Raw genomic sequence first — 26041 nt, forward strand, 5'->3', positions numbered from 1 at the left:
GACCCCGTAAAAAACCGCGACGCGCACTTGAGCCCGCCGCTCGGGCTACGCCCTCCCGGCGGGCTCAAGTGCGCGCATAAACGTGGCCTGCTTTTACGCCGCCCCGTGGCTGGTTTTTGCTCCGCCATTGACAGTCAATGCCCGTGAAACGCCCTGCGCATTTGTTGCAGCTACTTGCGGCGCGCGGTTTCTGATCTAGCGCTGAATAGCGCTGGTCCTGACCGAGGCAGCAAAGGGAAACTTCTAAGCAAGCTTTTTGTGCTTCCCTCGGTGGGGGCGATTTATGGCGCAGTTTGCGGAGGTCTTGGCTTGGTTGCACCGCGCTGTCTTGCAATTTGAGTTCGGCACAGATTTTCAAAACCGTGTCCGACTCGAGCACTCGCAACAAACTTTATAAACGATATCAGAGGAATGAACCCCAGGCCAATCAGTCGAAATTTTGCCCGTGTGTTCTACATCAACGCCACCTCAACGTTTGACGAGCCCTTCAGAGAATCGAAGGCTATCTGCTTCTGGCTATGGCAAGAGCCTTGTGGCTTTCGCTGGATCCACAAAACCCATCAACAACTGTTACGCCGCATAAGTGCGGCCCAGTTGGCCCAATACCGCCCAGTCCACCAGCGTCCCGTGCCGCCCGTGATACTCTTACTTGTCGGTGCGGGGGGTGTCGTGTCGAGAGCAGCTGTTTGAACCCCCCAATGAAGATTTTTCTGCGTTCGGACGACGATCCTGAAAATCGAACTTGATGTCTGACTAGTTGCCTTGCGTGATCGCACCGAGATACTTCAAGGTCGCGGCAGTGCCTTTTGCCAGATCGCTTGCCGCTTGCGGCGCGGGCGTGAGGTTTCCTTGTCCATCGCAGGTCACCCAACCTTTCTCGACAAGCTTTGCGACTTTTCTGCGCACGGTTTCACGGGGAATTTCTGCGTAGAGCGCAACCGAATGGGTATTGATAGCGGGTGTCGGGAGCGTCCCGGCAGGTGCTGCGGAGGCAGAGGTCGGGGCCTTGGGCTGGGGAAAACCGGCATAGTGGCGCTCTGCAATGACCGCCATTATCAACACCAGATCCAGATCGTTGCCCAGTTCGGCCCGAAGTTTGATCAGCAGTTCTGAAAAAGCCCGCACATGGGTCGGTATTTTATCAGCCTCGCCGCCCATTCCTGCCCCGAAACCTGTTGAAAAATCGCCCCGAATGGCATCGCCGTTGCTCACATTACCCGATCTGGGGAACGCTGTCACCGGCAGCGGTTGTATTTATCGCCTGGCAGGGCGACCTATCGAACAGAACGACGCATGTGCGCCCCTTGCGGTCCGGTTCGCGTATCAGCGACCGGGAATGGCAAGGGGTCGGACAGGTCAGATGGAGCAAGAGATGCAAGACTACATGAGTTTTCCGGAGCGCAATTGGTGGCTGCTTCTGGTTCGGGGCAGTGCGGCGCTTCTGTTCGGTGTCGCCGCGTTTGCATGGCCGGGGCTGACCGTGGCCGTTCTGGTTCTGATTTTCGGAGCCTATGTGCTGATCGACGGAATATTGGGTGTCGTGGACTCGATCCGGTATCGGGACCGGCTTGACCGTTGGTGGCTGTGGCTGCTGGACGGTATGCTTGGCGTTGCCGTCGGGGCGATGATGCTGTTCATGCCGGGGATCAGCGTCTTTGTGCTGCTGATGTTCATCGCTGGCTGGGCCATCGCGGGGGGCGTTCTTCGCATTATCGCAGTGATCCAGCTGCGCCGCGAGATCGAGGGCGAATGGCTGCTCGGTCTGGGCGGCGTCCTGTCGATCCTGTTTGGCGGTCTGCTGATTGCGATGCCGGGAGCAGGACTGGTGTCGCTCGTCTGGCTGATCGGCATTTGGGCGCTCGTATTCGGGGGGCTGTTCATCATGCTGGCTTTCCGGTTGCGCACACTCGGCGAGGATCGGCCTGCTCCGGCGGAGACCAAGTGAAGATCCCGCAACACATTACAACGTCACGACAATCAGCCCAAAGGAGCAATCGAAATGTATGACCCAGCGAATTTCACCCTAGAAGGGCAGGTTGCCATCGTCACCGGTGCGGGGGCAGGCATAGGCCGCGCCATCGTCTAGACATTCGCCGCAGCCGGGGCCGCTGTGATGGTAAGCGACCTGAAGGCCGAGACCGCGCAGGCGGTGATTGACCAGATCAGGTCCAGGGGCGACCAGCCATTTGGTGCGCAACATTGCCTTTGATCTGGGACCGATGGGCATCCGTGTGAACGGTGTCGCCCCCGGTGCCACGCGCACCGATGCGCTGAAATCCGTGCTGAACGACGAGATTGAAAAGACGATGCTGGCACACACGCCGGTCAACCGTCTGGGCGAACGCGATGACATGGCCAATGCCGCGCTGTTCCTGTGCTCGCCGGCTGCAAGCTGGATCAGCGGTCAGATCCTGACTGTCTCTGGCGGCGGGGTCCAGGAACTGGACTGACCCGAGCCACATCACCCGCTCTGCGAGGGCAAGCCACACAGGACTCACCGGGAGTGAAAACAATGACCGACAAGTTTGACGCATGCGCCGATTTCCACATGGACGACCACCATGTTGTCCTGACGGGCGGCGCACAAAATATTGGCGCGGGCATTGCGAGAACGCTGCCCGCTGCCGGCTGGGTGAGTGGCCAGATCGTCAAGATCCATGGCGGCGGCTCGACCGTTCGCCTGTTCGGCGAAGACGAGGCGCTTGGACGATGCGCGGTACAAGACATATCGGTGGGCACCTCACCGTGGCGCTCGCTTGCTGTGGTGCGGGCGTGCCTTCGCTTGCCTGAACCGGGGCGCACAAAGCACCCGGCATAAATCTTGCATCCCAGACCGAGGGACGCCCGATCGCCGGGATCAATGTGGTCCTTTCGCGCTCCAGCGGCAAAATCTGCGGCATCGATGTCTTCGGTGCGCATTTGATCCCCGTGTGGAGAGGCAGAGGCATTAATCAAGGGAAAAAGCATGACACAATTTCATCCAACCCCAACCCTCACGAACGAAAAGATCCTGCAAGGTGCCATATTGACCGGTGTCATAAACGCAGTCATCAACGGCGCGATCCAGATTTACTTTCTTTGGGGCAACACGACCATTCTGCTTTCGGTGGATGGAATCACGAATGACAGTCACACGGTTTTCGGCTCGGCCGTACCGCTGGCTGTTTCCCTGGCAATGATCCTGACTGTCGTCGCCTACATAACGATGAAAGTACCCAAGCAACCTTTCTTCCCTTCGGTTTTGTGGCTGACATTCAAGCATGGCATGTTTGCGCTGGGCCTGTGCGTCACGGGGGCGGTGATCTGGCAAAGGGCAATGGGAACGATGACGGTGTCGCTGCCGGCGGCGGTGATTGTCCTTGGCGTCCTCGCGGGACTGGTGGCGGGCATCGTCAATTACATGACAATTCGCGCCAGCCGACTAATTTGAACTGCAAATGAACCTGTCGGGAACACGACGGAAAAATAAGGATACGATGATGAATCCCATTATGAGCGCATGTCTCACGCTGTCCCTGACCTTGGGAGGAGCCGCAATGGCGCAGGACAAAACCCCACTTTCGGCGCAGGACTCCACGCCTGAGGCGCTTGGCTGGATGCAGGGGTTTCCCCCGGCTGCGGACAAGGCGATCCGCTTCACCGATCCCGATTATTTTGCGTTCCCGAAACTGCGATGGACGGTCTGCCATTTCCGCGAGATGATGCCGACCGTCGCGGTCCGCAATGGAAATGGCGGTGTCAGCAACCTGCCTGTCGATCTCGACGCAGGTCTGGATGCCGTCGAGTTCACGCCGCTGGGCGGTGGTGATCCGATGACATGGGATGCCGCCTTCGATGCCAACTACACCGACGGCATTCTGGTCTTGCACAAAGGCCGGATTGTCTACGAGCGTTACGATGGATGCCTGAATGACGACACGCTGCATGGGGCGATGTCGGTCACGAAAAGCCTGACCGGCCTGATGGCCGAAGTACTGGTGGCGGAAGGCAAGCTGGATGAAACCGCATTGCTGGGTGACATAATTCTCCAACTGGAACAAAGCGCGTTCGGTGATGCCACCGTGCGGCAGGTATTGGAAATGACCACGGCGCTGGATTACTCCGAAGATTATTCCGATCCCGAGGCCGAGGTCTGGACCTATGCAGAAGCGGGAAGTCCTCTGCCAAAGCCGGAAGGCTACGATGGACCGCGCAGCTATTTTGAATACCTCCAGACCGTTCAGAAAGACGGCGAGCATGGCAAAGCGTTTGGCTACAAAACCGTGAACTCGGACGCGGCAGGCTGGCTGATCGCGCGGACCACAGGCGTCTCTGCCGCCGACTATCTGTCCAACCGGATCTGGTCGAAGATCGGCGCGGAGCGTGAGGCGTTCTATACCGTCGATTCCATCGGCACGCCCTTCGCCGGTGGCGGGTTCAACGCGACCCTGCGCGACATGGCGCGTTTCGGCCAACTCGTGCTGAAAGAGGGTGAATGGGATGGCGAGCAGATCATCCCGGCCGAGGCCATCGCCCGTATCCGTCAGGGGGGCGACACGGACGCTTTTGCGAAAGCCGGATACGATCTGCTGGACGGGTGGAGCTATCGCGGCATGTGGTGGGTCAGCCATGACGATCACGGGGCCTTCGCTGCGCGCGGGGTGCATGGCCAGACGGTCTGGGTCGATCCGACCGCCGAGATGGTGATCGTGCGTTTCGCTTCAAACCCTGTCGCGGGTAACGCGGCAAACGATCCGACTTCTTTGCCAGCCTACCGGGCTGTCGCCGACTACCTCATGGCGCAAGAGGATTCGGCCCAGCTGGTGGGCCGCGAATGGTACATCGAGGACATTGCCGGCAAGGGCGTGATCGACAATAGCCCGGCAAATCTGCTGTTCATGCCGGATGGCCGCCTGGCCGGGAATGCGGGCTGCAACCGTCTGATCGCAAGCTACACGCAGGACGGCGATGCACTGGCGATAGACCAGGCTGGCACCACGATGATGGCCTGTCCTGAGGCACTTATGAACCAGGAGCGTAGCTTGCTGGATTTCCTGTCCATGGTGGAAAGCTATTCAATGGATGAAACCGGCGCATTGGTTCTCACTACATCAAACGGTGCGACAATCACCGCGCGCAGACGGTGACCTGATGGGGGAGGGGCTATGAAACATGGTAAGTAGGGACCGTTTGTGAACCGGCCCCCCCCCCAAGGCTGACACCGGTACGGTTGCGACTAAATCTCGCCTGGGGCCATCTTCGCGCTGTACAACTTTTTCTTGGTCACACGAAGGTGCGATAGCACCGTGCGTTACCTCGGGGATGACCTCGAAGATGCTCTAGGTGTCGCTGGGCGCATCGGCATCAGGAGCCTGTTGGCGGACGGTACCTGCCGTTCGCCGACCTGGAAAACACCTATGACCAAGTAGCAACGAAAGCGAAGTGCGAGCCCTCATTGCCGGCTTGGTCCGCCGTCGCGAAGGACCGCTTTGCAAGTTGTGCTTTCTGACGACACATCGTGCGCCGTCGTGCCGCCGTGCGATCGAACGAATGAAATAGAATTTCCACAAAATGCCGGGAACCTTTTCAAGCGCGCTGCATCCAAGGAGTTGAGCGCCCCAGAGATGGGACTGCTCATGACACTGAAAGGAAAAGAAATGTTAAGATCCTGTATGCTCAGCGCGACCTTGTTGACCATGTCCGCAGGCTTCGCGCTTGCGCACGATACCGAAGCCCTTATGCAATCTCCGCCGGGCGAACCTTATGTGCAGGTCAGCGATGTGTTGCCGCTTCCGGAATTTCTGCCGGGTCTTGGTACGCTCTTCGTAGTGCCGGACACGCTGCCGGCTGGTCCGTTCCTGGCCTATGACCACGACGGCAAGTTATCCGCGACGGTTTACATGACGCCGCTGGAAGCACTCTCAAGCGGCACGGCCTACAATGACCTGCACGTCGGATCGCATGAGGTCACATCGGTCGATGTCTATTACAATGCCGGCCATCCCGGCGTGGACGAACCGCACGCTCATGTTGTGCTTTATCACGATGCCGACGCCAAGGGACGTTTGGCGCAATGAGGCTCGCGCGCCGCAAAATCTTGGCATTGGGGAGTGGCATACTTGCCACTCTCTCGATGCCCGCGATCGTGCGTGCCGCGCCTGCGGAAGTCATTGAAATGCGCGGCACCGCGCGAGGTGAGCGTGTCTGGTTCCGCCCGCACGGCCTTGCGGTCGCCGCAGGCACGACCATCCGTTTCATCAACCACGATCCGGGCAACAGCCATACCGCCACCGCCTACCATCCCGATAACTTCGACCGCACCCGACGCATTCCGAAGGCCGCGCAGCCGTGGAACAGCGATTTCCTTCTGCCGGATGAAAGTTTCGAGGTAACGCTCACGGTGCCGGGCGTTTACGATTACTACTGCATCCCGCATGAGATGGCAGCCATGGTCGGCCGCATCGTTGTGGGAGATCCCGGCGACGCGGGCTGGGAAGGGCCCAGCACCGATACCGAGGATGTGTCGCTCGAAGTCTTTGACGCCCTGCCGATGGTCGAGGATATTCTTGATCTTGCGCGGATCGAACAGGAGGGTGACACTTGACCGTACGGCCACGCCACCAGGGTATTGGGCTTGCGGGGCCAACCACTCCGGAGGCCGAGCTTGTCACAAGCGCGACACAGGGGAACGAGGCCGCCGTGCGCGAGTTGATCCGGCGCATGAATCCGCGCCTGTTTCGAATTGCGCGCGGCATCGTCGCAAGCGACGCGGATGCCGAGGAAGTGGTGCAGGAAACATACCTGAAGGCTTTTACAAAGCTCGATACCTTTCGTGCCGAGGCCCGGTTTTCCACCTGGATCACCCGGATTGCCATCAACACCGCGCGGATGCATCTCCGGCGTGTTCGCTCGCAGGAGGAGTATGACACCGTGACCGAAGACCAAAAGGCATCCGATTCCATCCTCGCATTTCCCGGCCAGCACCCGGACAGGCCGGAGGCCGCGCTTGGGCGGGCACAGATGCGCGCCTTTCTGGAAGGCGCGGTGGCACAGCTGCCGCCGGATCTACGCTTGCCCTTTCTGCTGCGCGAGACGGAGAACATGAGCATTCTGGCCATCGCTCGCGATCTGTCGCTCAACCCGATCACCGTCAAGACTCGGCTGTTTCGCGCACGTCGTCGTCTGCGCATAGCGCTCGAAGAACGTATCCAGGGCGGTTTCGACGCAATCTTCCCGTTTGATGGCATGCGTTGTGCCGATATGTCAGATCGAGTCGTGGCGGAACTTAAACGCCTGTGAAACGGCTGGTTGTTGCCAGCTTATTATCTTTCAAGCTGATTTCACCAAACCCGACATTTGCGCGCAGTGCAGCCACAAGCCTTGGACACAGAAGACGTTGGAGGAGGCGCAGCTCGAAGCTGTTGATTTCCATCGGATCAGGTATTTGAGGCTGTTGAAGCGGGAAAACTCGGGGAACTTGCATTTTTCCCCTTGCAGCCGGCCGGGCTTGGTTCTACATGCCTGACACCCAACTGATTGCGGGCGTAGCTCAGGGGTAGAGCATAACCTTGCCAAGGTTAGGGTCGGGCGTTCGAATCGCCTCGCCCGCTCCAGTTGGAAATATATAGGAGGCGGGCGTAGCTCAGGGGTAGAGCATAACCTTGCCAAGGTTAGGGTCGGGCGTTCGAATCGCCTCGCCCGCTCCAATATATATCGCCGGTCACCCGCCGGCATCGCTGACAGGGTCGCCTTCGGGCGGCCTTTTTTGTTTTCTGTTTGCGCGGCATCGGTTGCCTGAGCTGCGATGCGCGGATGAAAGCGCATAAAGAACATGGGTGCAGTGGCCCGAGGGCGGTTGATCTGGCCGGACACAACGGGTTCGATGTGCAATACGACGCGCCTTTGATCGCGCCCCAAGGTCGCACGCCGTCTGCGCAACGAATTCCCGTCGTATCGCCCAACATCGGAAACACAGATCGCCTTGGCCACCCGATACGGTATTGCTCTGGAACGAGATGGCAGACTGCTGATCGGGTCGTTGGTCGCGAAAGATAATGGGTAATCTCCCCTAGGCAATCATACGAATAGTCTGAAAATTCCGCATAGGCTAGAAAGGACGTGTTCTGTCGTGCATCCCCAAGCCGACGCGCGCTTGTACCGAGTAATTTTGGCGCGTAACCAGTATTTAATTTATTTGAGTGCCAATCAGCGCTCTGCCCGTTGTGGCAGAGCGCGTTTTTACGTTTTGCGCCATGGCACTTTCTGGGTGTATATCTCCTCAATCCACGTTACTCCGGAAGGGCCTGCCATGAGCCTGGCCATTCGAAACGGATACGGGTTCGAACGAGACTGATGAAATCACTTGGTGTCATCCTTGCACTTGCGCTGGCCGGGCTCCAGCTTTTTGCCGTCACGCTTGTGGTGTTTTCGTCCTATTTCACGTCCGAACGGGCCTTGCTGGAACACGCGCGCAATCAATTGGCGGATGTCGGCACCAACGTGATCCAGCATACCAAGGGATTTTTGTCACCTGCCCGCAGTGCGGCGGAACTGTCGACCGCCTTGGCCGAGAATCAGATCGTGCGCCGCGAAGAAAGAGCACTTCTGGAAGGGCTTTTGTTTCAGCAATTGCGTTCAGCCCCGCAATTTGCCGCCGTCTATTATGGCGATGAGCAGGGCAACTTCGTTTTTGTGCAGCGCAATGGGCCGGACCAATACCAGACCAAGGTCATTAATGTCGCGTCGGAGCCCAGAACAGTGTTCATCCAGCGCAACGAGAATTTTGTCAAGAAAAGCGAAAGGATCGATCCGACAGATACCTTTGATCCCCGCGTGCGGCCCTGGTACATGTCAGCGCGCAAGGAACTGCTCAGTATCTGGACAGATCCGTATATCTTCTTCACCTCCAGATCGCCCGGTATCACAGCGGCGACGCCGGTTGTCGGTTTTGACGGCGTGGTTCAGGGCGCTGTAGGGGTGGATATCGAGATCAAGGAGATCTCGAACTTCCTTGCACAGTTGAATATCGGCAAGAATGGTGCCGCTTTCGTATTGAACCAGAACGGCGACGTGATCGCGCATCCCAACCCCAATCTTCTGATGACCGTCGGAGAGGGGGGAACGCTGACCTTCCCGTCAATAGATCAACTCAACGATCCGATCGCGCGCGCAGCCTTTGGCGATCGGCTGACCAAGGACGGTGTCGCCGTCGACCGGGAGATCCGGACAGATTTCGTGCATGATGGCGTCCCTTATGTATCCTTGCTGATGCCGTTTGGTCTGGGCGACATTCCCTGGACGATTGTCGTCTACGCGCCGGAAGATGACTTTATCGGCACGATCAAGGCCAACCGGTCACAAAACACGTTGATCGCGATCGGTGTGGCAGCCGCGACCGGGCTGCTGGGTCTTGCACTGGCCAACCGGATACACGCGCCGGTGCGTGCTTTCGCCGTGCGTTCCGCGCTGATCTCGCAAGGCGAAATAGAGTCGGACGCGCCTATGCCCAGCACCTACAAGGAGCTGGAGAATGCCAACACGGCACTGGTCAATGAGATCTCGCAACGAAAGCAGACGGAAACAGAATTTCGCCTGACCTTCGACATGGCGTCGCGGGGGATGGTGTATATTGATGCGTCCACCGGGCGGCTGTTACGGGTGAATGCGCGATTTGCCGAAATATTGGGATACACACAGGCAGAGCTTGACGGCATGGCATTCCAATCGCTGCTGAACGCTGACGAACCGGATATCATGGATGAATTCGGCAGGAATATCGCCGAACACACCGCATTCAGTTTGGAAGCGCAAGCGCAGCGCAAGGATGGAAAGCCCGTCTGGATCAGCTTCAGCGGGGTGTTCATTCCGTCAGGACATGCGGGCACGGATTATGTGGTTGCCACGATTGACGACGTCACGCAGGCGCGTGCCTATGAAGAAACCATCGAGGCGCTGAACCGCGAGGTGGCGCATGTGTCGCGCCAGCAGGTGATGGGCAAATTGGCAACCGGGCTGGCGCATGAGCTGAACCAACCTCTGACCGCGATCACCCAGAACACCGACGCTGCGCAGTTTCTGGTGGCGAACCGCAAGGAATGCGGCACCGAGGTGAGCGAGCTTCTGGCCGAGATTGAACAGCAGGCGCATCAGGCCGGGGATATTATCCGTGCGCTGCGCGGCTTCGTCCGGAAAGACGGTAACCGCACAACGACCTTCGGCATTCGTGAACTTCTTGAACAGGCACGTCGGCTGGTCCTGTCCGAAGCCCGCCAGCATTCGACCGAGATCGTGATCCGCAAAAGCCCGGAAGTCCGTGTAAATGCCGTCCGGGTGCAGGTCGCTCAGGTGGTCGTCAACCTGCTGCGTAACGCGATCGAAGCCATGGCCGAAGGCCACAGCCCGCAACGGCGGGTCACCGTTTTGACCAGAGAGATCGACGGTCGTTTGCAAATTGATGTCGAAGACACCGGGCCAGGGGTTGCGGAAGGTACTGAACTGTTTGCCCAGTTCGAGACGACAAAAGCCGGTGGAATGGGGCTGGGCCTGTCGATCAGCCGGTCCTTGATCGAGGCAAACGGCGGCACTATCTGGTATGAGAGGTCTGCGTCGGGGGCTCGTTTCAGCTTTACCTTGCCGCTAGAGGGACGAAAGCTATGAAAGAAGATGTGGTGCAGGCGGCCTGTGTTTTTCTTGTCGATGATGATGTGAATATCCGCACGTCTCTGGCGCGGGCGTTGGGGCTGCGCGGCTATCAGGTGAAGGCGTTCGAGTCGGCTCAGGCATTCCTGGACGCGTATGAGAAGACGTCCGCTGGCTGTTTGATCCTGGATTACGGGATGCCCCAGATGGACGGACTGGAATTGCAGCGACATTTGTCAGAACGCAATATCAAGTTGCCGATTATCTTTATCACCGGCCATGGCGGCATTCCCGAATCGGTTCAGGCAATGAAGATGGGCGCAATGGATGTTCTGGAAAAACCCTTCAAGCAGTCGGTGCTAATCGAGAGAATTGACGCAGCGCTGGAAATTGACCGGAAGCGGCGCGATGCCACCCAACGTTCGTCCGAAATGTGGATCCGCTTCGAAAGCCTGACCGACCGCGAGGACGAAATTGCCCGCCTGATCGTCAGCAAGCCGGGAAGCAATTCATCCAAGGACATTGCCCGCCATCTCGACATCAGTCCGCGCACCGTAGACCATCACCGCGCACGCATTCTGGAAAAGATGGACGTGACCTCTGTTGCCCAACTGGTCGAACTCGCCTTGAAAGAGGGGCTGTTCAAAGACCAGTAACGGACTTGGTTGCCATAGGAAGACAGGACCATTTGAAACCGTTCTTCCCGGTCAGTGTCCTCGGACAGAAATGCTCGCGACCACCCCTTCATCCCTTGTCCGCATGATGTGCGCGGGGACATCTGTCACCGTGAAAGGATTGCTTTCTAGCTCTTGCATCGCGCAAATATTAAATTTGGCATTGCCTGATCTTGGAGGTCAGAAGCCCGCATCCAGCATGACCGGGCTGCCATCGAAGAATCGCGACAGCCGGAACGGCGCGGGATCCACAAGTGGCGTGGTCCCGGTGACAAGATCCGCCGTCAACCGACCCGCGGCGGGGGCGATGCCGAATCCGTGGCCGGAATAGCCGGTCGAAATGAACAGCCCCGGCACGCTATCGGCCGCCGAGATCACCGGTATCGCGTCTGGCGTCACGTCGATCATCCCGGCCCAGCTTTGCACGACTTCGCAAGTTTCCAGTGCCGGAAAGGCGCTGCGCGCAGCGGCCAGCGCCCTTTGCAGGCTGCGATCGTCGGGAGCGGGATCCAGCATACGGTAATGTTCGAAAGGCGTGCGCTCGTTTCCGGCCCAGCGGCGCGGTAGGGAAGCCTCTTCCTGCCAGCGCCCCAATCGCAGCCGCAGTGATGACCACTCGGCCCGAACCGCGGGCAGGAACTGGCGGGCCAGCCGGAATGTATCGGGCGTGAGATGATGGAGCTTGTCCGACGCGCTGGAAACCGTATAGCCCCCATCCGCCCGCTTTCGCAGTGCGAATGCGTCGGCCCAGATGCCCTGTTCCGGCCCGTCCGAAACCGGCGTGGTCCGCAGGACAGAGTTCATTACCTTGAGTTGCGGCAACTCCACACCGGCATTGCCCGCAAACAGTCGCGACCATGCACCGCCGGCCAGCACGACGCTGGAGCAGGCGATGCGCCCGCGTTCTGTCGCCACGCCAGAGACGCGCCCGGCCGAGGTTTCGATCGACCGTACGGCACAGCGGGTATAAAGCGCTGCGCCCGCATCACGGGCAGCTTCGGCAATCGCGGGTGCCGCCAGTTGCGGCTCTGCACGTCCGTCAAAGGGCGTGTGCAGCCCTCCGGCGAGTTTCATTCCATGCTCGGGGATGAGGTTCCGCATTCCCTGATCGTCCAGCACATCGCTGTCGATCCGATATTCTGCCAAATTCCGGGAGAAGGCTTCGTAGCGGGCCATTTGCCGGGCGTTGCGGGCGGTGAACAGAATGCCGGACTGCACGAAGCCGGTCTTGCGGCCCAGTCGCGCGTCCAGACCTTCCCATCTGCGGATGGCCTCGATCATCAGGGGGATTTCACGCGGGTCGCGCTGTGACAGGCGGACCCATCCCCAATTGCGCGAACTCTGCTCGCAGCCGATCTCGCCCTTTTCGCACAACGCCACCGAAACGCCTTCTGACGCCAACTCCAGCGCGGTCATGGCGCCGATGATGCCGCCGCCGATCACGACCACATCCACCGCCGAAGGCAGGTTGGAATCCGGAGACACAGATATTGGCAGCGGGCCGGGCACAGCAGGGTCCGTCGATTGTTGGCAGCGCGCCGCAACAGCAGCGTGCGGCACGGCCACAGATTGGGAAGCGGCGCGCCTCCGGGTCAAGCCACACAGCGCTGGATCGTGCAAACGGCGGCACGGCGTGGCAAGCAAAGCACGCATTGCCTCATCCGCACCACCTTAACGCGAGTGCCTAGCTTTGGTCGCGCCAGTGATTGACCACGGGATAGCGCCGATCCAGCCAGAAGGCACGGGGCGACAGGCGCGGACCAGGGGCCGACTGAAAGCGCTTATACTCCGAAATGTAGAGCAGATGTTCGACCTTCTTGGCATCCGCGCGGTCAAATCCGGCCGCGACGCAATCCTCGATTGAGCCATCCGCGTCCACAAGGATTTGCAGGATGGCGTCCAGCACCGGGTAGTCGGGCAGGGAATCGCTGTCCTTCTGGTCCTCGCGCAGTTCCGCGCTTGGCGGCTTGTCGATCACGCGGGGCGGGATCACTTCGCCCGCGGGGGCCTTCATCCAGCCCCGGTGGTTTTCATTGCGCCAGCGGCAACAGTCGAAAACGCGGGTCTTGTACATGTCCTTGATCGGATTGTACCCACCCGCCATGTCGCCATAGATCGTGGCATAGCCCACCGCCACCTCGGATTTGTTGCCGGTGGTCAGCAGCATCTCTCCGAACTTGTTGGACAGCGCCATCAGCAGCAGCCCGCGCAAACGCGACTGGATATTCTCTTCGGTAAGGTCCGGTTCCGTGCCCTCGAACAGCGGCGCAAGGGTAGAGGTGATGGCCTGACGCCCCTCAGTGATCGGCACGAAATCGTAGCGGCAGCCCAGATTTTCGGCGACCTCCCTGGCGTCGTCCAGCGAGGCCTGCGAGGTGTATTCCGACGGCAACATCACGCAGCGAATATTCTCAGGCCCCAGCGCATCTGCGGCGATGGTGGCGACAATGGCACTGTCGATCCCGCCTGACAGGCCCAGCAGGACCTTGCCGAACCCGGTCTTGCGACAATAGTCGCGCAGACCCGTGACCATGACGTTATAATCCTGCTCCATCGCGTCCGGATGGGTATGTACCTTGCCGGGGATCGCCCGCCAGCCCGCATCCGTCCGCTCGAACTCTACCAGCGTCAGCGCGTCGTCGAGCACCGGCATCTGCACGGCCAACTCTCCACCGGGGTTGAGCACGAAGCTGCCCCCGTCAAAGACCTGATCATCCTGTCCCCCGGTCATGTTGAGATAGACCAGCGGCAGGCCCGTCTCGACCACGCGAGCCACCATGTGATTCAGCCGGACGACCATCTTGTCGCGGAAATAGGGCGACCCGTTTGGCACCAGCAGGATCTCCGCGCCGGTTTCGGCCATGGTCTCGGCCACGTCCTCGTACCAGGCGTCCTCGCAGATCGGACTGCCAATGCGCACGCCGTTCACCGAATACGGCCCGTTGAGGGGCGCGGGCGTGAACAGCCGCACCTCGTCAAAGACAGTGGTGTTGGGCAGATGGGACTTCAGGTTGATGGCGGTGAATTTGCCACCCTGACAGATGAAATAGGCGTTATACAGTTCTGTGCCTTCGATCCACGGTCCGCCGATGGCCAGCGCCGGGCCGTCGGCACAATCGGCCGCCAGCTTGCGCACGCTCTCAATCGCGTCGGTGTAGAAGGCGGGTTTCAGCACCAGATCCTGCGTGTTGTAGCCGGTGATGAACATCTCTGGCAGGGCGATCATGTCGGCACCCTCTATCTTGGCCGCCTCCCAGGCGTCACGCGCCTGAGACGCATTGCCTTCCAGATCGCCAACCGTCGGGTTGAGTTGCGCCAGCATCAGGCGAAAGCGGTCTGCCATGGGGTGTCCTCTCGAAGATGTGCCCTTGACCACCCGTTTAGCAGATAGACGCCCGAGGAAAAGTGCGTTCCGGAAAAGCCATTGTCTTGGCCGGGGGTGTCAACTAGTTTCTAGGCGATTTGAGGCAGCACGACACGCACCGGGGGCAAAAGCAGAATGACAGCCAATCACCGACGCCATTGGGGGCTGATCGCCACGCTTATCGTGCTGGGCGGCAGCGCCGCCGCGCAGGACGCCGAGGTCATCACCAAGCAATATGACGATGGCGGTGTCTATGAAGGCACATTCCAGAACGGGCTTCAGGACGGCACCGGCACTTACAGGCTGCCCAACGGATACGAATATACCGGCCAGTGGGTTGAGGGAGAGATCAAGGGCAAGGGCGTTGCACGCTTTCCCAACGGCTCGGTCTTTGAGGGCAGTTTTGCCAAGGGCAAGCCCGATGGCGACGGCAAGATCGTCTTCACCGATGGCGGCACTTACGAGGGCACTTGGGTCGACGGCCAGATCACCGGACAGGGTGTCGCGGTCTATGCCAACGGCGTGCGCTACGAGGGCAGCTTTCAAAACGCCATGCATCACGGGCGCGGCACCATGACCAGCCCCGGCGGCTATGTCTACGAGGGTGACTGGGTCAACGGCGTGAAGGAAGGCAATGGCACGATCACCTATCCCGATGGCTCTGTCTATGTCGGGCGCATCGCCAATGGTGCCCGCGAAGGTCAGGGCAAGCTGACGATGGAAGACGGGCTGATCTATGAGGGTATGTGGCGTGGTGGCCAGATCGAGGGCGAAGGCAAGCTGACCCAGCCCAATGGCGATGTCTACGAAGGAGAGCTGGTGGCCGGACGCAGGCAAGGGCAGGGCCGCGTGGACTACGCCAATGGCGATGTCTACGAGGGCGCGTTCCGCGACGACCAGCGTGAAGGGCAAGGAACGTTCATCGGTGCCGATGGCTATAAATATACCGGCAACTGGATCGCGGGGCAGATCGAGGGGCAGGGCGAAGTCGTCTATCCCGATGGCTCGGTCTACAGCGGCGAATTCAGCGGTGATCTGGCCAATGGCACAGGCCGTATCGTCTACCCCGACGGGTCGACCTACGAGGGCGACTGGGTCGATGGCGTCATTGAGGGCAAGGGCCGCGCAACCTATCCCAGCGGGCTGGTCTATGAGGGCGAGTTCAAGAACGCCCGCAATCATGGCTACGGGGTGATGACCTATGCCGACGGTTACCGCTACGAAGGAGACTGGCAGGACGGTCAGCGCCACGGGCAGGGCACGGCGACCTACCCGGACGGCACGGTGTATACGGGCCAGTTCGTCGATGGCCAACGCGAAGGCGAAGGCGCAATCGTGATGGCCGACGGGTTCAAATATGAAGGCGACTGGAGCGGTGGCGAGATCAGCGGCGAAGGTACGGCCACCTATCTGAACGGTGACATCTATGAAGGCACGTTCCAGGCCGGCAAACGTCAGGGCGAAGGCACGATGCGCTATACCACCGGCGAACAGGCGACCGGCAGTTGGGAAAACGGCGCACTGACCGATGGCGAAACACTGCCTGCCGAGGGGGCGGAGGACGCAACCGACAGCCCTGCCGACGGCGGCTGAACCAACGAACCGCACATTGCACGCAGGGCGTCAGCTTTGTCCAAAAGCAGAGCGTGGCCCATGCTGAAGCCGGGGCTACGCCATAACACACCGCTTGCAGGACGATTGTCTGGGCGGATCACTCGGCGACAGGCGCAGCGCATGTTTCAGCACCAGCGCCGCGCCGATCCCGCCCGACGCACCGATGATCACTGTGTGTTTCAGTCCCGGCGACGTCGCGACGCGGTGTTTCAAACAATTGCGGGCCATGATGATTTTCTGCGCCAAATAGGGGTTTTCCCCCACGACAAAACCCGTATAATCGCCGCCATGTTGACCCAAGGCCATATTGCGACCCGTGCCCGCCCTTCGGCGGCGCTGTCGGCTGGCCTGCTTCTCCTAAGTCGCCTCTGAGCGTGCCGTTCGGCGCGACCGCTCAGAGGAGGCTTCGTTCGCGCCCGAACACTTGGAGAACCAAAGGAAATACCCCATGACTGATAGCACCAAAGACCGCGTGGTGATCTTTGACACCACCTTGCGCGACGGCGAACAATCCCCCGGCGCCACCATGACCCATGACGAAAAGCTGGAGATTGCCGAGCTTCTGGACGATATGGGCGTGGACATCATCGAGGCCGGGTTCCCGATCGCCTCCGAGGGCGATTTTTCTGCCGTGTCCGAAATTGCGAAACGGTCGAAAAACTCGGTGATTTGCGGGCTTGCGCGGGCGCAATTGCCCGATATCGACCGCTGCTGGGAGGCCGTGAAGCATGCGGCCCAACCGCGCATTCACACCTTCATCGGCACCTCTCCCTTGCATCGCGCAATTCCGAACCTCACGCAGGACGAAATGGCCGACCGCATCCACGAGACGGTCAGCCATGCCCGCAACCTGTGCGACAACGTGCAATGGTCGCCGATGGATGCAACGCGGACGGAATGGGACTACCTCGCCCGCGTTTGCGAGATCGCCATCAAGGCAGGGGCCACCACGATCAATATCCCCGATACGGTCGGATATACCGCGCCGCGCGAAAGCGCCGATCTGATCCGACGCCTGATTGCCGAAGTGCCGGGCGGCACGGATGTTGTCTGGGCCACGCATTGCCACAACGATCTTGGCATGGCGACGGCCAACAGCCTGGCCGCTGTCGAGGCCGGCGCGCGGCAGATCGAATGTACGATCAACGGTCTGGGCGAGCGCGCTGGCAATACGGCGTTGGAAGAGGTCGTCATGGCGCTGAAAGTCCGCGGCGATATCATGCCCTTCGACACCGGCATCGACACCCGCAAGATCATGCATATCTCGCGCCGGGTGGCGACCGTGTCAGGCTTTGCCGTACAGTTCAACAAGGCCATCGTCGGCAAGAACGCCTTTGCCCACGAGAGCGGCATCCATCAGGACGGGATGCTGAAGAACGCCGAAACGTTTGAGATCATGCGTCCCGAAGATGTGGGCCTTGCCGGCACATCCCTGCCACTGGGCAAGCATTCAGGACGCGCCGCGTTGCGCGCCAAGCTGCGGGATCTGGGTGTGGATGTCGGCGACAACCAGTTGAAAGACATCTTTGTGCGGTTCAAGGAATTGGCCGACCGCAAGAAAGAAGTGTTCGACGAGGATATTCTGGCGCTTGTCACGGCGGCGACCGAGGATGCGGCTGACCGGCTTCAGATCGTGTCCCTTCGAGTGATCTGCGGCACCGGAGGCCCGGCCGAGGCGGTGCTGGAGATGGAAGTGGACGGCAAGGAACTGACGGCCACTTGCGAAGGTGACGGCCCGGTCGATGCGACCTTCAAGGCGATCCGCGCCGTGCATCCGAACATGGCGAAGCTGCAACTGTATCAGGTCAACGCCGTGACCGAGGGCACCGATGCGCAGGCCACGGTCAGCGTGCGTCTGGAAGAAGACGGCATGATTGCTACCGGCCAGTCGGCCAATACCGATACGGTCGTCGCCTCGGCCAAGGCCTATGTGAACGCCCTGAACCGATTGCTGGTGCGCCGCGACAAGGCAGGCCCCGGTGCGGACGCACGCGAGGTCAGCTACAAGGACGTCAGCTGATCGGCTTTCGGGCATCGCGAATATTTGGAAGATAGACGGCCCCGGCGATGCGCGGGGCCGTTTTCGCGCGATCAGGCGTGATATACGCGGTGGCTGATGTGGGAGCGAGGGGCCAGCCCCTCGCACTCCCCGGAGTATTGAAGCCAAGAAGAAGGGGCGGATTGGCATTTGTGGCAGACAGGAAAGGCGCGTGCTGGAACGTTGCCAGGAAAGGCGGGATCCTCCATGGATATGGACAAACCGCCGGGTCTGTGAAATTCCATCGCTCAACAGGAGAGACAGAATGACCACCACCCGTTTTGCCCCATCGCCCACCGGCTATATTCATGTCGGAAATCTGCGCACTGCGCTGATGAACTACCTGATCGCTCGCCAATCTGGCGGCAGCTTCATCCTGCGCATCGATGACACCGATCCGGAGCGGTCGAAGGAAGCCTATGTCGACGCGCTCAAGCAGGATCTGGAGTGGTTGGGCCTGACCTGGGACCGGGTCGAACGTCAGTCAAAGCGGCTGGACCGCTATGAGGCCGCTGCCGACAAGCTGCGCGAAATGGGCCGGTTCTACGAATGTTTCGAGACACCGACAGAGCTGGACCTCAAGCGTAAGAAACAGTTGAACATGGGCAAGCCGCCGGTCTACGATCGCGCGGCTCTGGCGCTTACAGAAGCCGAGAAGAACAGCCTGCGTGCCGAACGTGGCCAAGGCCACTGGCGGTTCAAGCTGGATCACGAACGGATCGAATGGCGGGACGGTATCCTTGGCGATATCTCGATTGATGCGGCCAGCGTGTCGGATCCGGTGCTGATCCGCGGCGACGGGCAGGTGCTCTACACGCTGGCCTCCGTGGTGGATGACACCGAAATGGGTGTGACCGATGTGGTGCGCGGGTCAGACCATGTGACGAACACCGCGACCCAGATTCAGATCATTCAGGCGCTTGGCGGCGCGGTTCCACAATTCGCGCATCACTCGTTGCTGACCGGGCCTCAGGGAGAGGCGCTGTCCAAGCGGCTTGGTACGCTGTCCCTGCGCGATCTGCGTTCTCAGGGGATCGAACCGGCAGCACTGCTGAGCCTCATGGCGCGGCTGGGTTCCGCCGATCCCATCGAGTTGAAAGGGTCGGTCGCGGAACTTGTCGAGGGGTTCGACATCTCGCGTTTCGGTGCCGCGCCCACCAAATTTGACGTGCAGGACCTGTTCCCGCTGACCGCGCATTATCTGCAACGGCTTGATTTGTCCGAGGTCGCCTCTGACATTGCGGCGCTCGGAGTGCCGGATAGTCTGGCAGAGCGTTTCTGGACCGTGACTCGCGACAACATCACCACGCGCGCCGATCTGGCACGCTGGTGGTTGATGTTCCGCGAAGGCGCAGAACCAGAGATCGCCGAAGAGGATCGTGACTTCATCGTTCAGGCGATGGCCTTGCTGCCCGAGGGACCGTTCGACGGCGAGACTTGGGGGAAATGGACCACGGAAGTGAAACAAGCCACCGGCCGCAAAGGCAAGAGCCTGTTCATGCCGCTGCGCAAGGCTCTGACCGGCCAGAGCCATGGACCGGAAATGGCCGACGTGATGCCTTTGCTGCAAGTGGTGCGCGCCCGCAGCCTCTAAGCCCACTTATAACTTCTTCTCGGCCAAAACACTCCGGGGAGCGCGAGGGGCTGGCCCCTCGCTCCGACATCGGCCACAATCGCCACGCTTCGGTTTCTGAATAATCGAGTTTCAAAGGTGTTGCGCGGGCGACAGCCCGCGCCGGTCGGATCGGCGTCAGCCGATCCGAAACCTTTCAGCAGGGCTGTGTGACGTCAAGAATATCAGCGCCGACCTCACGCAACACGCCGTCGACGAAGCTGCTTTCAATCGCGCTCAGGCGTTGATGGCGCGGATAGACCGGGGTTCTGCGGTCGTCCAAAATCGGGGTATTCCAGCCGGTTGTGGTCTCGACAAACATCTCGGCACCGGATCGGCCGAAGACCTTCAGATAGCCCTGCATAACCACGTCAATATAGCTCAGCAAAATGGGGCTCTCCGCGCTTGGCGGCGCAAACGTGTCAGGTGGGATCGCATAGATCGCCAATTCGCGCACATCCGTCAAAGCACCGGAGCCGATGCAATGGCGCGCATCCAGCCGGTCGTAACTTGCCTCCCGCGCGTCCAGCGCGCGCCAGTCCCGGCCCGGCACTTCGGCCACCAGCCCGTCAATACTCATGTCCGGAGCTTCGATCACCGTCAGAAACGTCGCCTTGCGACCGGCGACGCACCGCCAGGCGCGTTGCCATCCATGGGCTGTCGCCGGAAACTGTCCGGCATATGAATGGGTGGCGGTGTTGACCAGGCTGCCATAGCCGAAGAAAAATGCATTCATCAGGCATGTTTGTGCCACGCCCTTGACCTGTGTCAAACCGCTTTTCTGTTTTCCGGCGCAATGTGGCTGCCAACGGCTTCAGCAGGGAGGGCAGGTCTTGCGCATCACCAAACGAACCAACATCGCCATGCGGGTGCTGATGTTTTGTGCGGCCAATCCTGACCGGCTGGTGACGAAAGCGGAAATTGCGCAATGCTGCAATGCGTCCGAAAACCATCTCGCGCAGGTCATCAACCAATTGGCGCAGTTGGGCTATCTGTACACGCAGCGGGGCCGCAATGGCGGTTTGCAACTGGCCCATGCGCCCGGTCAAATCGTGATCGGCGAGGTGTTCCGCAAGCTCGAATCCCCAGTCCCGCTTGCCGAGTGTTTTGCTGATGTTGACAATACCTGCCCGCTGACGGCCTGTTGCCGCTTGCGGCAAGCGCTTGTTCGGGCGGCAGAGGCTTTTTATGAAACCCTTGATCCGGTCACGCTGGACGGGCTGATTTGCGACAATATCGCCTTGTTCGACATCCTGACCGCGCAATCCTGCAGCCGCGCCCGCCAAAGACCGCTTGCCTCGCCGGCATTGGTCAAATAGCTTCGGACCGAATCCGCGAAGGGAGAACCGGTCATGCCGGTGCCGAAGGAGCAACCGCCCCGGAAACTCTCAGGCCCAAAGGACCTTTGCGGGTGACAGAACTCTGGAGAGAGATGCGCGACAGCCGCATCCGCCGAAGGGATAACGATCTCAGGCGAAAGGACAGAGGGGGCATCCGAACCGCATCACACCGATGCGCGGATGCCGGTACGTTCTGACAAGGGCAATTCCGGGATCCTGAACACAGGGAAAGACGGGCCGTTGGATGAAGAACTGAAACATACACCGCTCTACGATCTGCATGTCGAACTGGGTGCCAAGATGGTGCCGTTTGCCGGGTACGAAATGCCTGTGCAATATCCCGCGGGCGTGATGGCGGAGCACAAACACACACGCACCAAGGCAGGGCTGTTCGATGTCAGCCATATGGGACAGGTTGTGCTGCGGGCCCGTGATCCGGATGACGCGGCGCTGGCGCTGGAAACTCTGGTGCCGGTGGATGTGCTGGGGCTGGCCGAGGGGCGTCAACGCTATGGGTATTTTACCAATGAAGATGGCGGGATCGAGGATGATCTGATGATCGCCAATCGCGGCGATCATCTGTTCGTGGTGGTCAATGCGGCCTGCAAGGATGCGGATCTGGCGCGTATGCGCGCCGCACTGGAACCGGAGATCACGGTAAAGCAGGTCCGGAACCGCGGGCTTTTGGCCTTGCAGGGGCCGGCGGCGGTCGAGGTTCTGGCAGAGCATCATCCCGGCGTGCGTGACATGCGCTTCATGGATGTCGAGACGTTGCCGATTGCGGGTGCGGAATGCTGGGTCTCGCGCTCGGGTTATACCGGCGAGGACGGGTTCGAGATTTCGGTGCCCGAGGCGGCCACGGCGGATCTTGCTCGCGCGCTTCTGGCGCATGAGGATGTGAACCCCATCGGACTTGGCGCGCGCGACAGTTTGCGGCTGGAGGCGGGGCTATGCCTTTACGGCCATGACATCGACAGCGCCACAAGCCCGGTCGACGCGGGCTTGACCTGGGCCATTCAAAAAGTGCGCCGCGGGGGGGGCGCGCGTGCAGGTGGATTTCCGGGCGCCGAACGGTTGCTGACCGCGATGGCCGAAGGGCCTGCGCGCAAACGCGTGGGGCTGCTGCCTGATGGTCGTGCGCCGATGCGCGAGGGTGTGCAACTTTTTGCCTCGAAAGAGGCGGATAGGCCAATTGGACAGGTGACATCCGGCGGATTTGGCCCGACCATCGGCGCGCCGGTGGCGATGGGCTATGTTTCGGCTGATCTGGCTGTGCCCGGCACGGCACTGTTTGGGGATGTGCGCGGCAAGCGCCTGCCGGTCACGGTGGCGACATTGCCGTTCGTGGCCCCCGGATTCAAAAGATAGCGATAAAGGAAAAAGCGCGATGAAATACACGGAAGAACACGAGTGGCTGGATCTTGACGGCGATGTCGTCACCGTTGGAATTACCGCCCATGCGGCCGAACAGTTGGGCGACGTGGTGTTCGTCGAACTGCCAGACATAGGCACCAGCGTTACCCGCGACGACGAGATCGTGGTGATCGAAAGCGTCAAGGCAGCGTCGGATATTCTGGCACCGATCGACGGCGAGGTGGTCGAGGTCAACGAGGTGCTCGTCGAGGAGCCCGGCAAGGTCAATGACGACCCCGAAGGCGATGCGTGGTTCTTCAAGCTGAAGATCGAGGATGCCTCGACGATGGATGATTACATGGATGAAGCCGCCTACAAGGCCTTTATCGCGGACTAAAAGGGGCGCTGCCCCCGCCGCCCCTTGGGCGTCTCCCCCGGAGTATTTTTGCCAAGAAGAAGCCGGGGGCGGCTAAGCGGGCGGCGTCGAAGTCTGAACTGTCTGCGCATTGCGTGAAAGAGGGTGCCGCATGAGCTATGAACCGATTGATTATTTGCCATATGATTTTGCGAACAGGCGCCATATCGGCCCGTCGCCTGCCGAGATGTCAGCGATGTTCGAGCGGCTGGGTGTCGAGGATCTGGAGGCGCTGATCGACGAAACCGTGCCGCGCGCGATCAGACAGGCGAAACCGCTGGATTTCGGCAAGCCGAAATCTGAGCGCGAATTGCTGCACCACATGCGTGAGGTGGCCTCGAAGAACAAGGTTCTGAAATCGTTGATCGGGCAGGGGTATCACGGCACCGTCACCCCGCCTGCGATCCAGCGCAATATCTTCGAGAACCCCGCCTGGTACACTGCCTATACGCCTTATCAGCCCGAGATCAGCCAGGGACGGCTGGAGGCGCTGTTGAACTATCAGACCATGGTCAGCGATCTGACAGGGCTTGAGGTCGCCAACGCGTCGTTGCTGGATGAGGCCACGGCCTGCGCCGAGGCGATGACCATGGCGCAGCGCGTGGCCAAGTCCAAGGCGGGGGCGTTTTTTGTGGATGAGAACTGCCATCCGCAGAATATTGCGGTGATGCAGACACGCGCAGCCCCCTTGGGGATCGAGGTCATTGTCGGTGCGCCGGAAGATCTGGAGCCGGAGGCCGTCTTTGGGGCGATCTTTCAATATCCCGGCACCCACGGTCATGTGCGCGATTTCACCGATGTGATCGCCGCTCTGCATGAGGCCAAGGCGATTGCCGTGGTCAGTGCCGATCCGCTGGCGTTGTGCCTGCTCAAGGAACCGGGTGCCATGGGCGCGGATATTGCCGTGGGGTCCACCCAGCGATTCGGCGTGCCAATGGGCTATGGCGGTCCGCATGCCGCCTATATGGCGGTCAAGGACGACTACAAGCGTTCCATGCCGGGCCGGATCGTCGGCGTGTCCGTCGACAGTCATGGCAACCGCGCCTACCGGTTGGCGCTGCAAACGCGCGAGCAGCATATCCGGCGCGAGAAGGCGACATCGAACGTCTGCACGGCGCAGGCGTTGCTGGCGGTGATGGCCGGGTTCTATGCGGTGTTTCATGGCCCTGAAGGTCTGCAGGCGATTGCGCAGCGGGTTCACCGCAAGACCGTGCGGCTTGCCAAGGGGTTGCAGGCGGCGGGGTTTGCCGTCGAGCCGGAGGCGTTTTTCGATACGATCACCGTCGAGGTGGGCGGCTTGCAGCGCGCGGTGATGAAATCGGCTGTCGATGAGGGCGTCAACCTGCGGGCCGTGGGCAAGACCCGCGTTGGCATCACTTTGGACGAGGCCACACGCTCGGACACGATCGAGGCCGTTTGGCGCGCCTTTGGCCTGACACAGCGGGATGAGGATGTGACGCCGGAATATCGCTTGCCGGAGGCGCTGATACGCAGTTCCTCCTATCTCGAGCATGACGTTTTCCACATGAACCGGGCCGAGACCGAGATGATGCGCTATATGCGTCGGCTTGCCGATCGCGATCTGGCGCTGGACCGGGCGATGATTCCGCTTGGTTCCTGCACGATGAAGCTGAACTCTGCCGCCGAGATGATGCCGGTCAGCTGGCGCGAATTTGCCATGCTGCACCCTTATTGCCCGACCGATCAGGCGGAAGGCTATGCCGAGCTGATCGGGGATCTGTCGGAGAAGCTGTGCGATATTACCGGCTATGACGCGATTTCCATGCAGCCCAATTCGGGCGCGCAAGGCGAATATGCAGGCCTGCTGACGATTGCCGCCTGGCACCGGGCGCAGGGCGAGGGCAATCGCAATGTCTGTCTGATCCCGACCAGCGCGCATGGGACCAACCCTGCCAGCGCGCAGATGGTGGGCTGGAAGGTCGTGCCGGTGAAGTCGGCGGCCAATGGCGATATCGATCTGGATGATTTCCGCGCCAAGGCAGAGAAACATTCAGACGCGCTGGCCGCTTGCATGATCACCTATCCCTCCACCCATGGCGTGTTCGAGGAGACCGTGCAGGAGGTTTGCGAGATCACCCATTCGCATGGCGGGCAGGTCTATATCGACGGGGCGAATATGAACGCGATGGTGGGTCTGTCGCGTCCCGGCGATCTGGGTGGCGATGTCAGCCACCTCAACCTGCACAAGACCTTTTGCATTCCGCATGGTGGTGGCGGTCCCGGCATGGGGCCGATCGGGGTCAAGCAGCATCTGGTGGCGCATCTGCCGGGACATCCCACGACCGGGGGCACCGAAGGCCCGGTGGCGGCGGCACCTTATGGCTCGCCCTCGTTATTGCCGATCAGCTGGGCCTATTGCCTGATGATGGGCGGGGAGGGGCTGACACAGGCCACACGCGTGGCGATCCTGAACGCCAACTACATCGCGCGGCGTCTGGAGGGCGCTTATGATGTGCTTTACAAAGGACCGACGGGGAGGGTGGCACATGAATGCATCCTTGATACCCGACCCTTCGAGAAAAGCGCAGGCGTGACTGTCGAGGATATTGCCAAGCGGTTGATTGATTGCGGTTTCCATGCGCCGACGATGAGCTGGCCTGTTTCAGGCACGCTGATGGTTGAACCCACCGAAAGCGAAACCAAGGCAGAGCTGGACCGCTTTTGCGACGCCATGCTGGCAATCCGCGAAGAGATCCGCGCCATCGAGGATGGCGAGATCGACCGCGAGAACAACCCGCTGAAACACGCGCCGCACACGATGGAGGATCTCGTCAAGGAATGGGATCGCCCCTACAGCCGCGAGCAGGGATGCTTTCCCCCCGGTGCCTTCCGGGTGGATAAATACTGGCCGCCGGTCAACCGCGTCGACAACGTCTTTGGCGATCGCAACCTGATCTGCACCTGTCCGCCGATGTCGGATTACGCCGAGGCGGCAGAGTAAGCCTTTGCGCTGGCCGTCGCGCGGCCTATGATCAGGCCAAAGCGACGGGCAG

23 protein-coding genes, 2 tRNA genes and 1 riboswitch are annotated in these 26041 nt (G+C 60.4%); of the genes, 19 read left to right on the forward strand and 6 right to left on the reverse strand.

The features are described from left to right. Positions 1-753: 753 nt before the first annotated feature. Positions 754-1212, reverse strand: a complete 459-nt coding sequence (locus tag ACN0WV_RS00005; protein ID WP_417602799.1) for a hypothetical protein — start codon at positions 1210-1212, stop codon at positions 754-756. A 160-nt stretch (positions 1213-1372) separates the two neighbouring features. On the opposite strand from ACN0WV_RS00005, the gene ACN0WV_RS00010 reads away from it, so the two are divergent. Continuing rightward, entirely contained in the window at positions 1373-1945 is a 573-nt protein-coding gene (locus ACN0WV_RS00010; protein ID WP_417602801.1) for an HdeD family acid-resistance protein, read from the forward strand. Positions 1946-2023: 78 nt separating this feature from the next. On the opposite strand, the gene ACN0WV_RS00015 is transcribed toward ACN0WV_RS00010, so the two are convergent. Then, positions 2024-2200, reverse strand: a complete 177-nt coding sequence (locus ACN0WV_RS00015) for a hypothetical protein (protein ID WP_417602803.1) — start codon at positions 2198-2200, stop codon at positions 2024-2026. Here ACN0WV_RS00015 and ACN0WV_RS00020 point away from each other — a divergent pair. From ACN0WV_RS00020 to ACN0WV_RS00070, 11 genes are all read left to right on the forward strand, one after another. After that, the gene (locus tag ACN0WV_RS00020; protein ID WP_417602804.1) at positions 2190-2450 is read left to right on the forward strand and encodes an SDR family oxidoreductase; all 261 of its coding nucleotides are present in this window, start codon (positions 2190-2192) and stop codon (positions 2448-2450) included. The two genes, ACN0WV_RS00015 and ACN0WV_RS00020, sit on opposite strands and share 11 nt — an antisense overlap. Positions 2451-2512: 62 nt before the next feature. Beyond that, on the forward strand, positions 2513-2818 hold the full coding sequence (locus ACN0WV_RS00025) for a hypothetical protein (protein WP_417602806.1): 306 nt from the start codon (positions 2513-2515) through the stop codon (positions 2816-2818). A 147-nt stretch (positions 2819-2965) separates the two neighbouring features. Further along, positions 2966-3430: a hypothetical protein gene (locus tag ACN0WV_RS00030; RefSeq protein WP_417602808.1), complete on the forward strand. Its 465-nt coding sequence runs from the start codon at positions 2966-2968 to the stop codon at positions 3428-3430. Positions 3431-3536: 106 nt separating this feature from the next. Next, positions 3537-5126, forward strand: coding sequence for a serine hydrolase (locus tag ACN0WV_RS00035; RefSeq protein WP_417602810.1), 1590 nt, complete (start codon positions 3537-3539; stop codon positions 5124-5126). A 510-nt stretch (positions 5127-5636) separates the two neighbouring features. Next, a complete protein-coding gene (locus ACN0WV_RS00040) occupies positions 5637-6056 on the forward strand; it encodes a hypothetical protein (protein WP_417602812.1) in 420 nt (139 codons plus the stop codon). Between the two features lie 56 nt (positions 6057-6112). Continuing rightward, the gene (locus ACN0WV_RS00045) at positions 6113-6583 is read left to right on the forward strand and encodes a cupredoxin domain-containing protein (protein ID WP_417602814.1); all 471 of its coding nucleotides are present in this window, start codon (positions 6113-6115) and stop codon (positions 6581-6583) included. Continuing rightward, on the forward strand, positions 6580-7278 hold the full coding sequence (locus tag ACN0WV_RS00050) for an RNA polymerase sigma factor (RefSeq protein ID WP_417602816.1): 699 nt from the start codon (positions 6580-6582) through the stop codon (positions 7276-7278). The genes ACN0WV_RS00045 and ACN0WV_RS00050 overlap by 4 nt, the downstream gene beginning before the upstream one ends. Positions 7279-7517: 239 nt before the next feature. Further along, positions 7518-7592: transfer RNA gene (locus ACN0WV_RS00055), tRNA-Gly, on the forward strand. Positions 7593-7610: 18 nt separating this feature from the next. Further along, a tRNA-Gly gene (locus tag ACN0WV_RS00060) sits at positions 7611-7685 on the forward strand. Positions 7686-8331: 646 nt separating this feature from the next. After that, positions 8332-10635 (forward strand): sensor histidine kinase, encoded by a 2304-nt coding sequence (locus tag ACN0WV_RS00065; protein ID WP_417602818.1) that lies wholly within the window; start codon positions 8332-8334, stop codon positions 10633-10635. Beyond that, a complete protein-coding gene (locus ACN0WV_RS00070) occupies positions 10632-11273 on the forward strand; it encodes a response regulator transcription factor (RefSeq protein ID WP_417602820.1) in 642 nt (213 codons plus the stop codon). The genes ACN0WV_RS00065 and ACN0WV_RS00070 overlap by 4 nt, the downstream gene beginning before the upstream one ends. A gap of 198 nt (positions 11274-11471) precedes the next feature. On the opposite strand, the gene ACN0WV_RS00075 is transcribed toward ACN0WV_RS00070, so the two are convergent. Together ACN0WV_RS00075 and ACN0WV_RS00080 are read right to left on the reverse strand one after the other, a co-directional pair. After that, positions 11472-12800 carry an NAD(P)/FAD-dependent oxidoreductase gene (locus ACN0WV_RS00075; RefSeq protein WP_417602822.1) on the reverse strand — a complete coding sequence of 443 codons (1329 nt, stop codon included), beginning with the start codon at positions 12798-12800 and terminating at the stop codon, positions 11472-11474. 175 nt (positions 12801-12975) lie between these two features. Then, complete coding sequence (locus ACN0WV_RS00080) at positions 12976-14634, reverse strand: NAD+ synthase (protein ID WP_417602824.1); 1659 nt, start codon at positions 14632-14634, stop codon at positions 12976-12978. A 156-nt stretch (positions 14635-14790) separates the two neighbouring features. On the opposite strand from ACN0WV_RS00080, the gene ACN0WV_RS00085 reads away from it, so the two are divergent. After that, positions 14791-16248 carry an MORN repeat-containing protein gene (locus tag ACN0WV_RS00085; protein WP_417602826.1) on the forward strand — a complete coding sequence of 486 codons (1458 nt, stop codon included), beginning with the start codon at positions 14791-14793 and terminating at the stop codon, positions 16246-16248. Between the two features lie 75 nt (positions 16249-16323). Here ACN0WV_RS00085 and ACN0WV_RS00090 read toward each other — a convergent pair whose 3' ends face one another. Next, a complete protein-coding gene (locus ACN0WV_RS00090; protein WP_417602828.1) occupies positions 16324-16575 on the reverse strand; it encodes a hypothetical protein in 252 nt (83 codons plus the stop codon). Between the two features lie 142 nt (positions 16576-16717). Here ACN0WV_RS00090 and ACN0WV_RS00095 point away from each other — a divergent pair, with 142 nt between their 5' ends. Together ACN0WV_RS00095 and gltX are read left to right on the forward strand one after the other, a co-directional pair. Further along, positions 16718-18289, forward strand: coding sequence for a 2-isopropylmalate synthase (locus ACN0WV_RS00095; RefSeq protein ID WP_417602830.1), 1572 nt, complete (start codon positions 16718-16720; stop codon positions 18287-18289). A gap of 283 nt (positions 18290-18572) precedes the next feature. After that, a complete protein-coding gene (gene gltX / locus ACN0WV_RS00100; RefSeq protein WP_417602832.1) occupies positions 18573-19901 on the forward strand; it encodes a glutamate--tRNA ligase in 1329 nt (442 codons plus the stop codon). 175 nt (positions 19902-20076) lie between these two features. Here the strand turns inward: gltX and ACN0WV_RS00105 are convergent, their stop codons facing one another. Continuing rightward, complete coding sequence (locus ACN0WV_RS00105) at positions 20077-20655, reverse strand: gamma-glutamylcyclotransferase family protein (RefSeq protein WP_417602834.1); 579 nt, start codon at positions 20653-20655, stop codon at positions 20077-20079. 97 nt (positions 20656-20752) lie between these two features. Between ACN0WV_RS00105 and ACN0WV_RS00110 the strand changes: the two genes are divergently transcribed. The 4 genes from ACN0WV_RS00110 to gcvP all read left to right on the forward strand — a co-directional run bounded on the left by ACN0WV_RS00110 (position 20753) and on the right by gcvP (position 25989). Further along, positions 20753-21238: an RrF2 family transcriptional regulator gene (locus ACN0WV_RS00110; RefSeq protein WP_417602836.1), complete on the forward strand. Its 486-nt coding sequence runs from the start codon at positions 20753-20755 to the stop codon at positions 21236-21238. A 9-nt stretch (positions 21239-21247) separates the two neighbouring features. Further along, positions 21248-21334: riboswitch (glycine riboswitch) on the forward strand. 105 nt (positions 21335-21439) lie between these two features. Further along, positions 21440-22627 carry a glycine cleavage system aminomethyltransferase GcvT gene (gene gcvT / locus ACN0WV_RS00115; RefSeq protein ID WP_417602838.1) on the forward strand — a complete coding sequence of 396 codons (1188 nt, stop codon included), beginning with the start codon at positions 21440-21442 and terminating at the stop codon, positions 22625-22627. 19 nt (positions 22628-22646) lie between these two features. Beyond that, positions 22647-23009, forward strand: a complete 363-nt coding sequence (gene gcvH, locus ACN0WV_RS00120) for a glycine cleavage system protein GcvH (RefSeq protein WP_084352693.1) — start codon at positions 22647-22649, stop codon at positions 23007-23009. A gap of 130 nt (positions 23010-23139) precedes the next feature. After that, positions 23140-25989, forward strand: a complete 2850-nt coding sequence (gene gcvP, locus ACN0WV_RS00125; protein ID WP_417602841.1) for an aminomethyl-transferring glycine dehydrogenase — start codon at positions 23140-23142, stop codon at positions 25987-25989. Positions 25990-26041: the final 52 nt, after the last annotated feature.

Source organism: Primorskyibacter flagellatus (assembly GCF_048268605.1).
GTDB classification, from domain to species: domain Bacteria; phylum Pseudomonadota; class Alphaproteobacteria; order Rhodobacterales; family Rhodobacteraceae; genus Primorskyibacter; species Primorskyibacter flagellatus.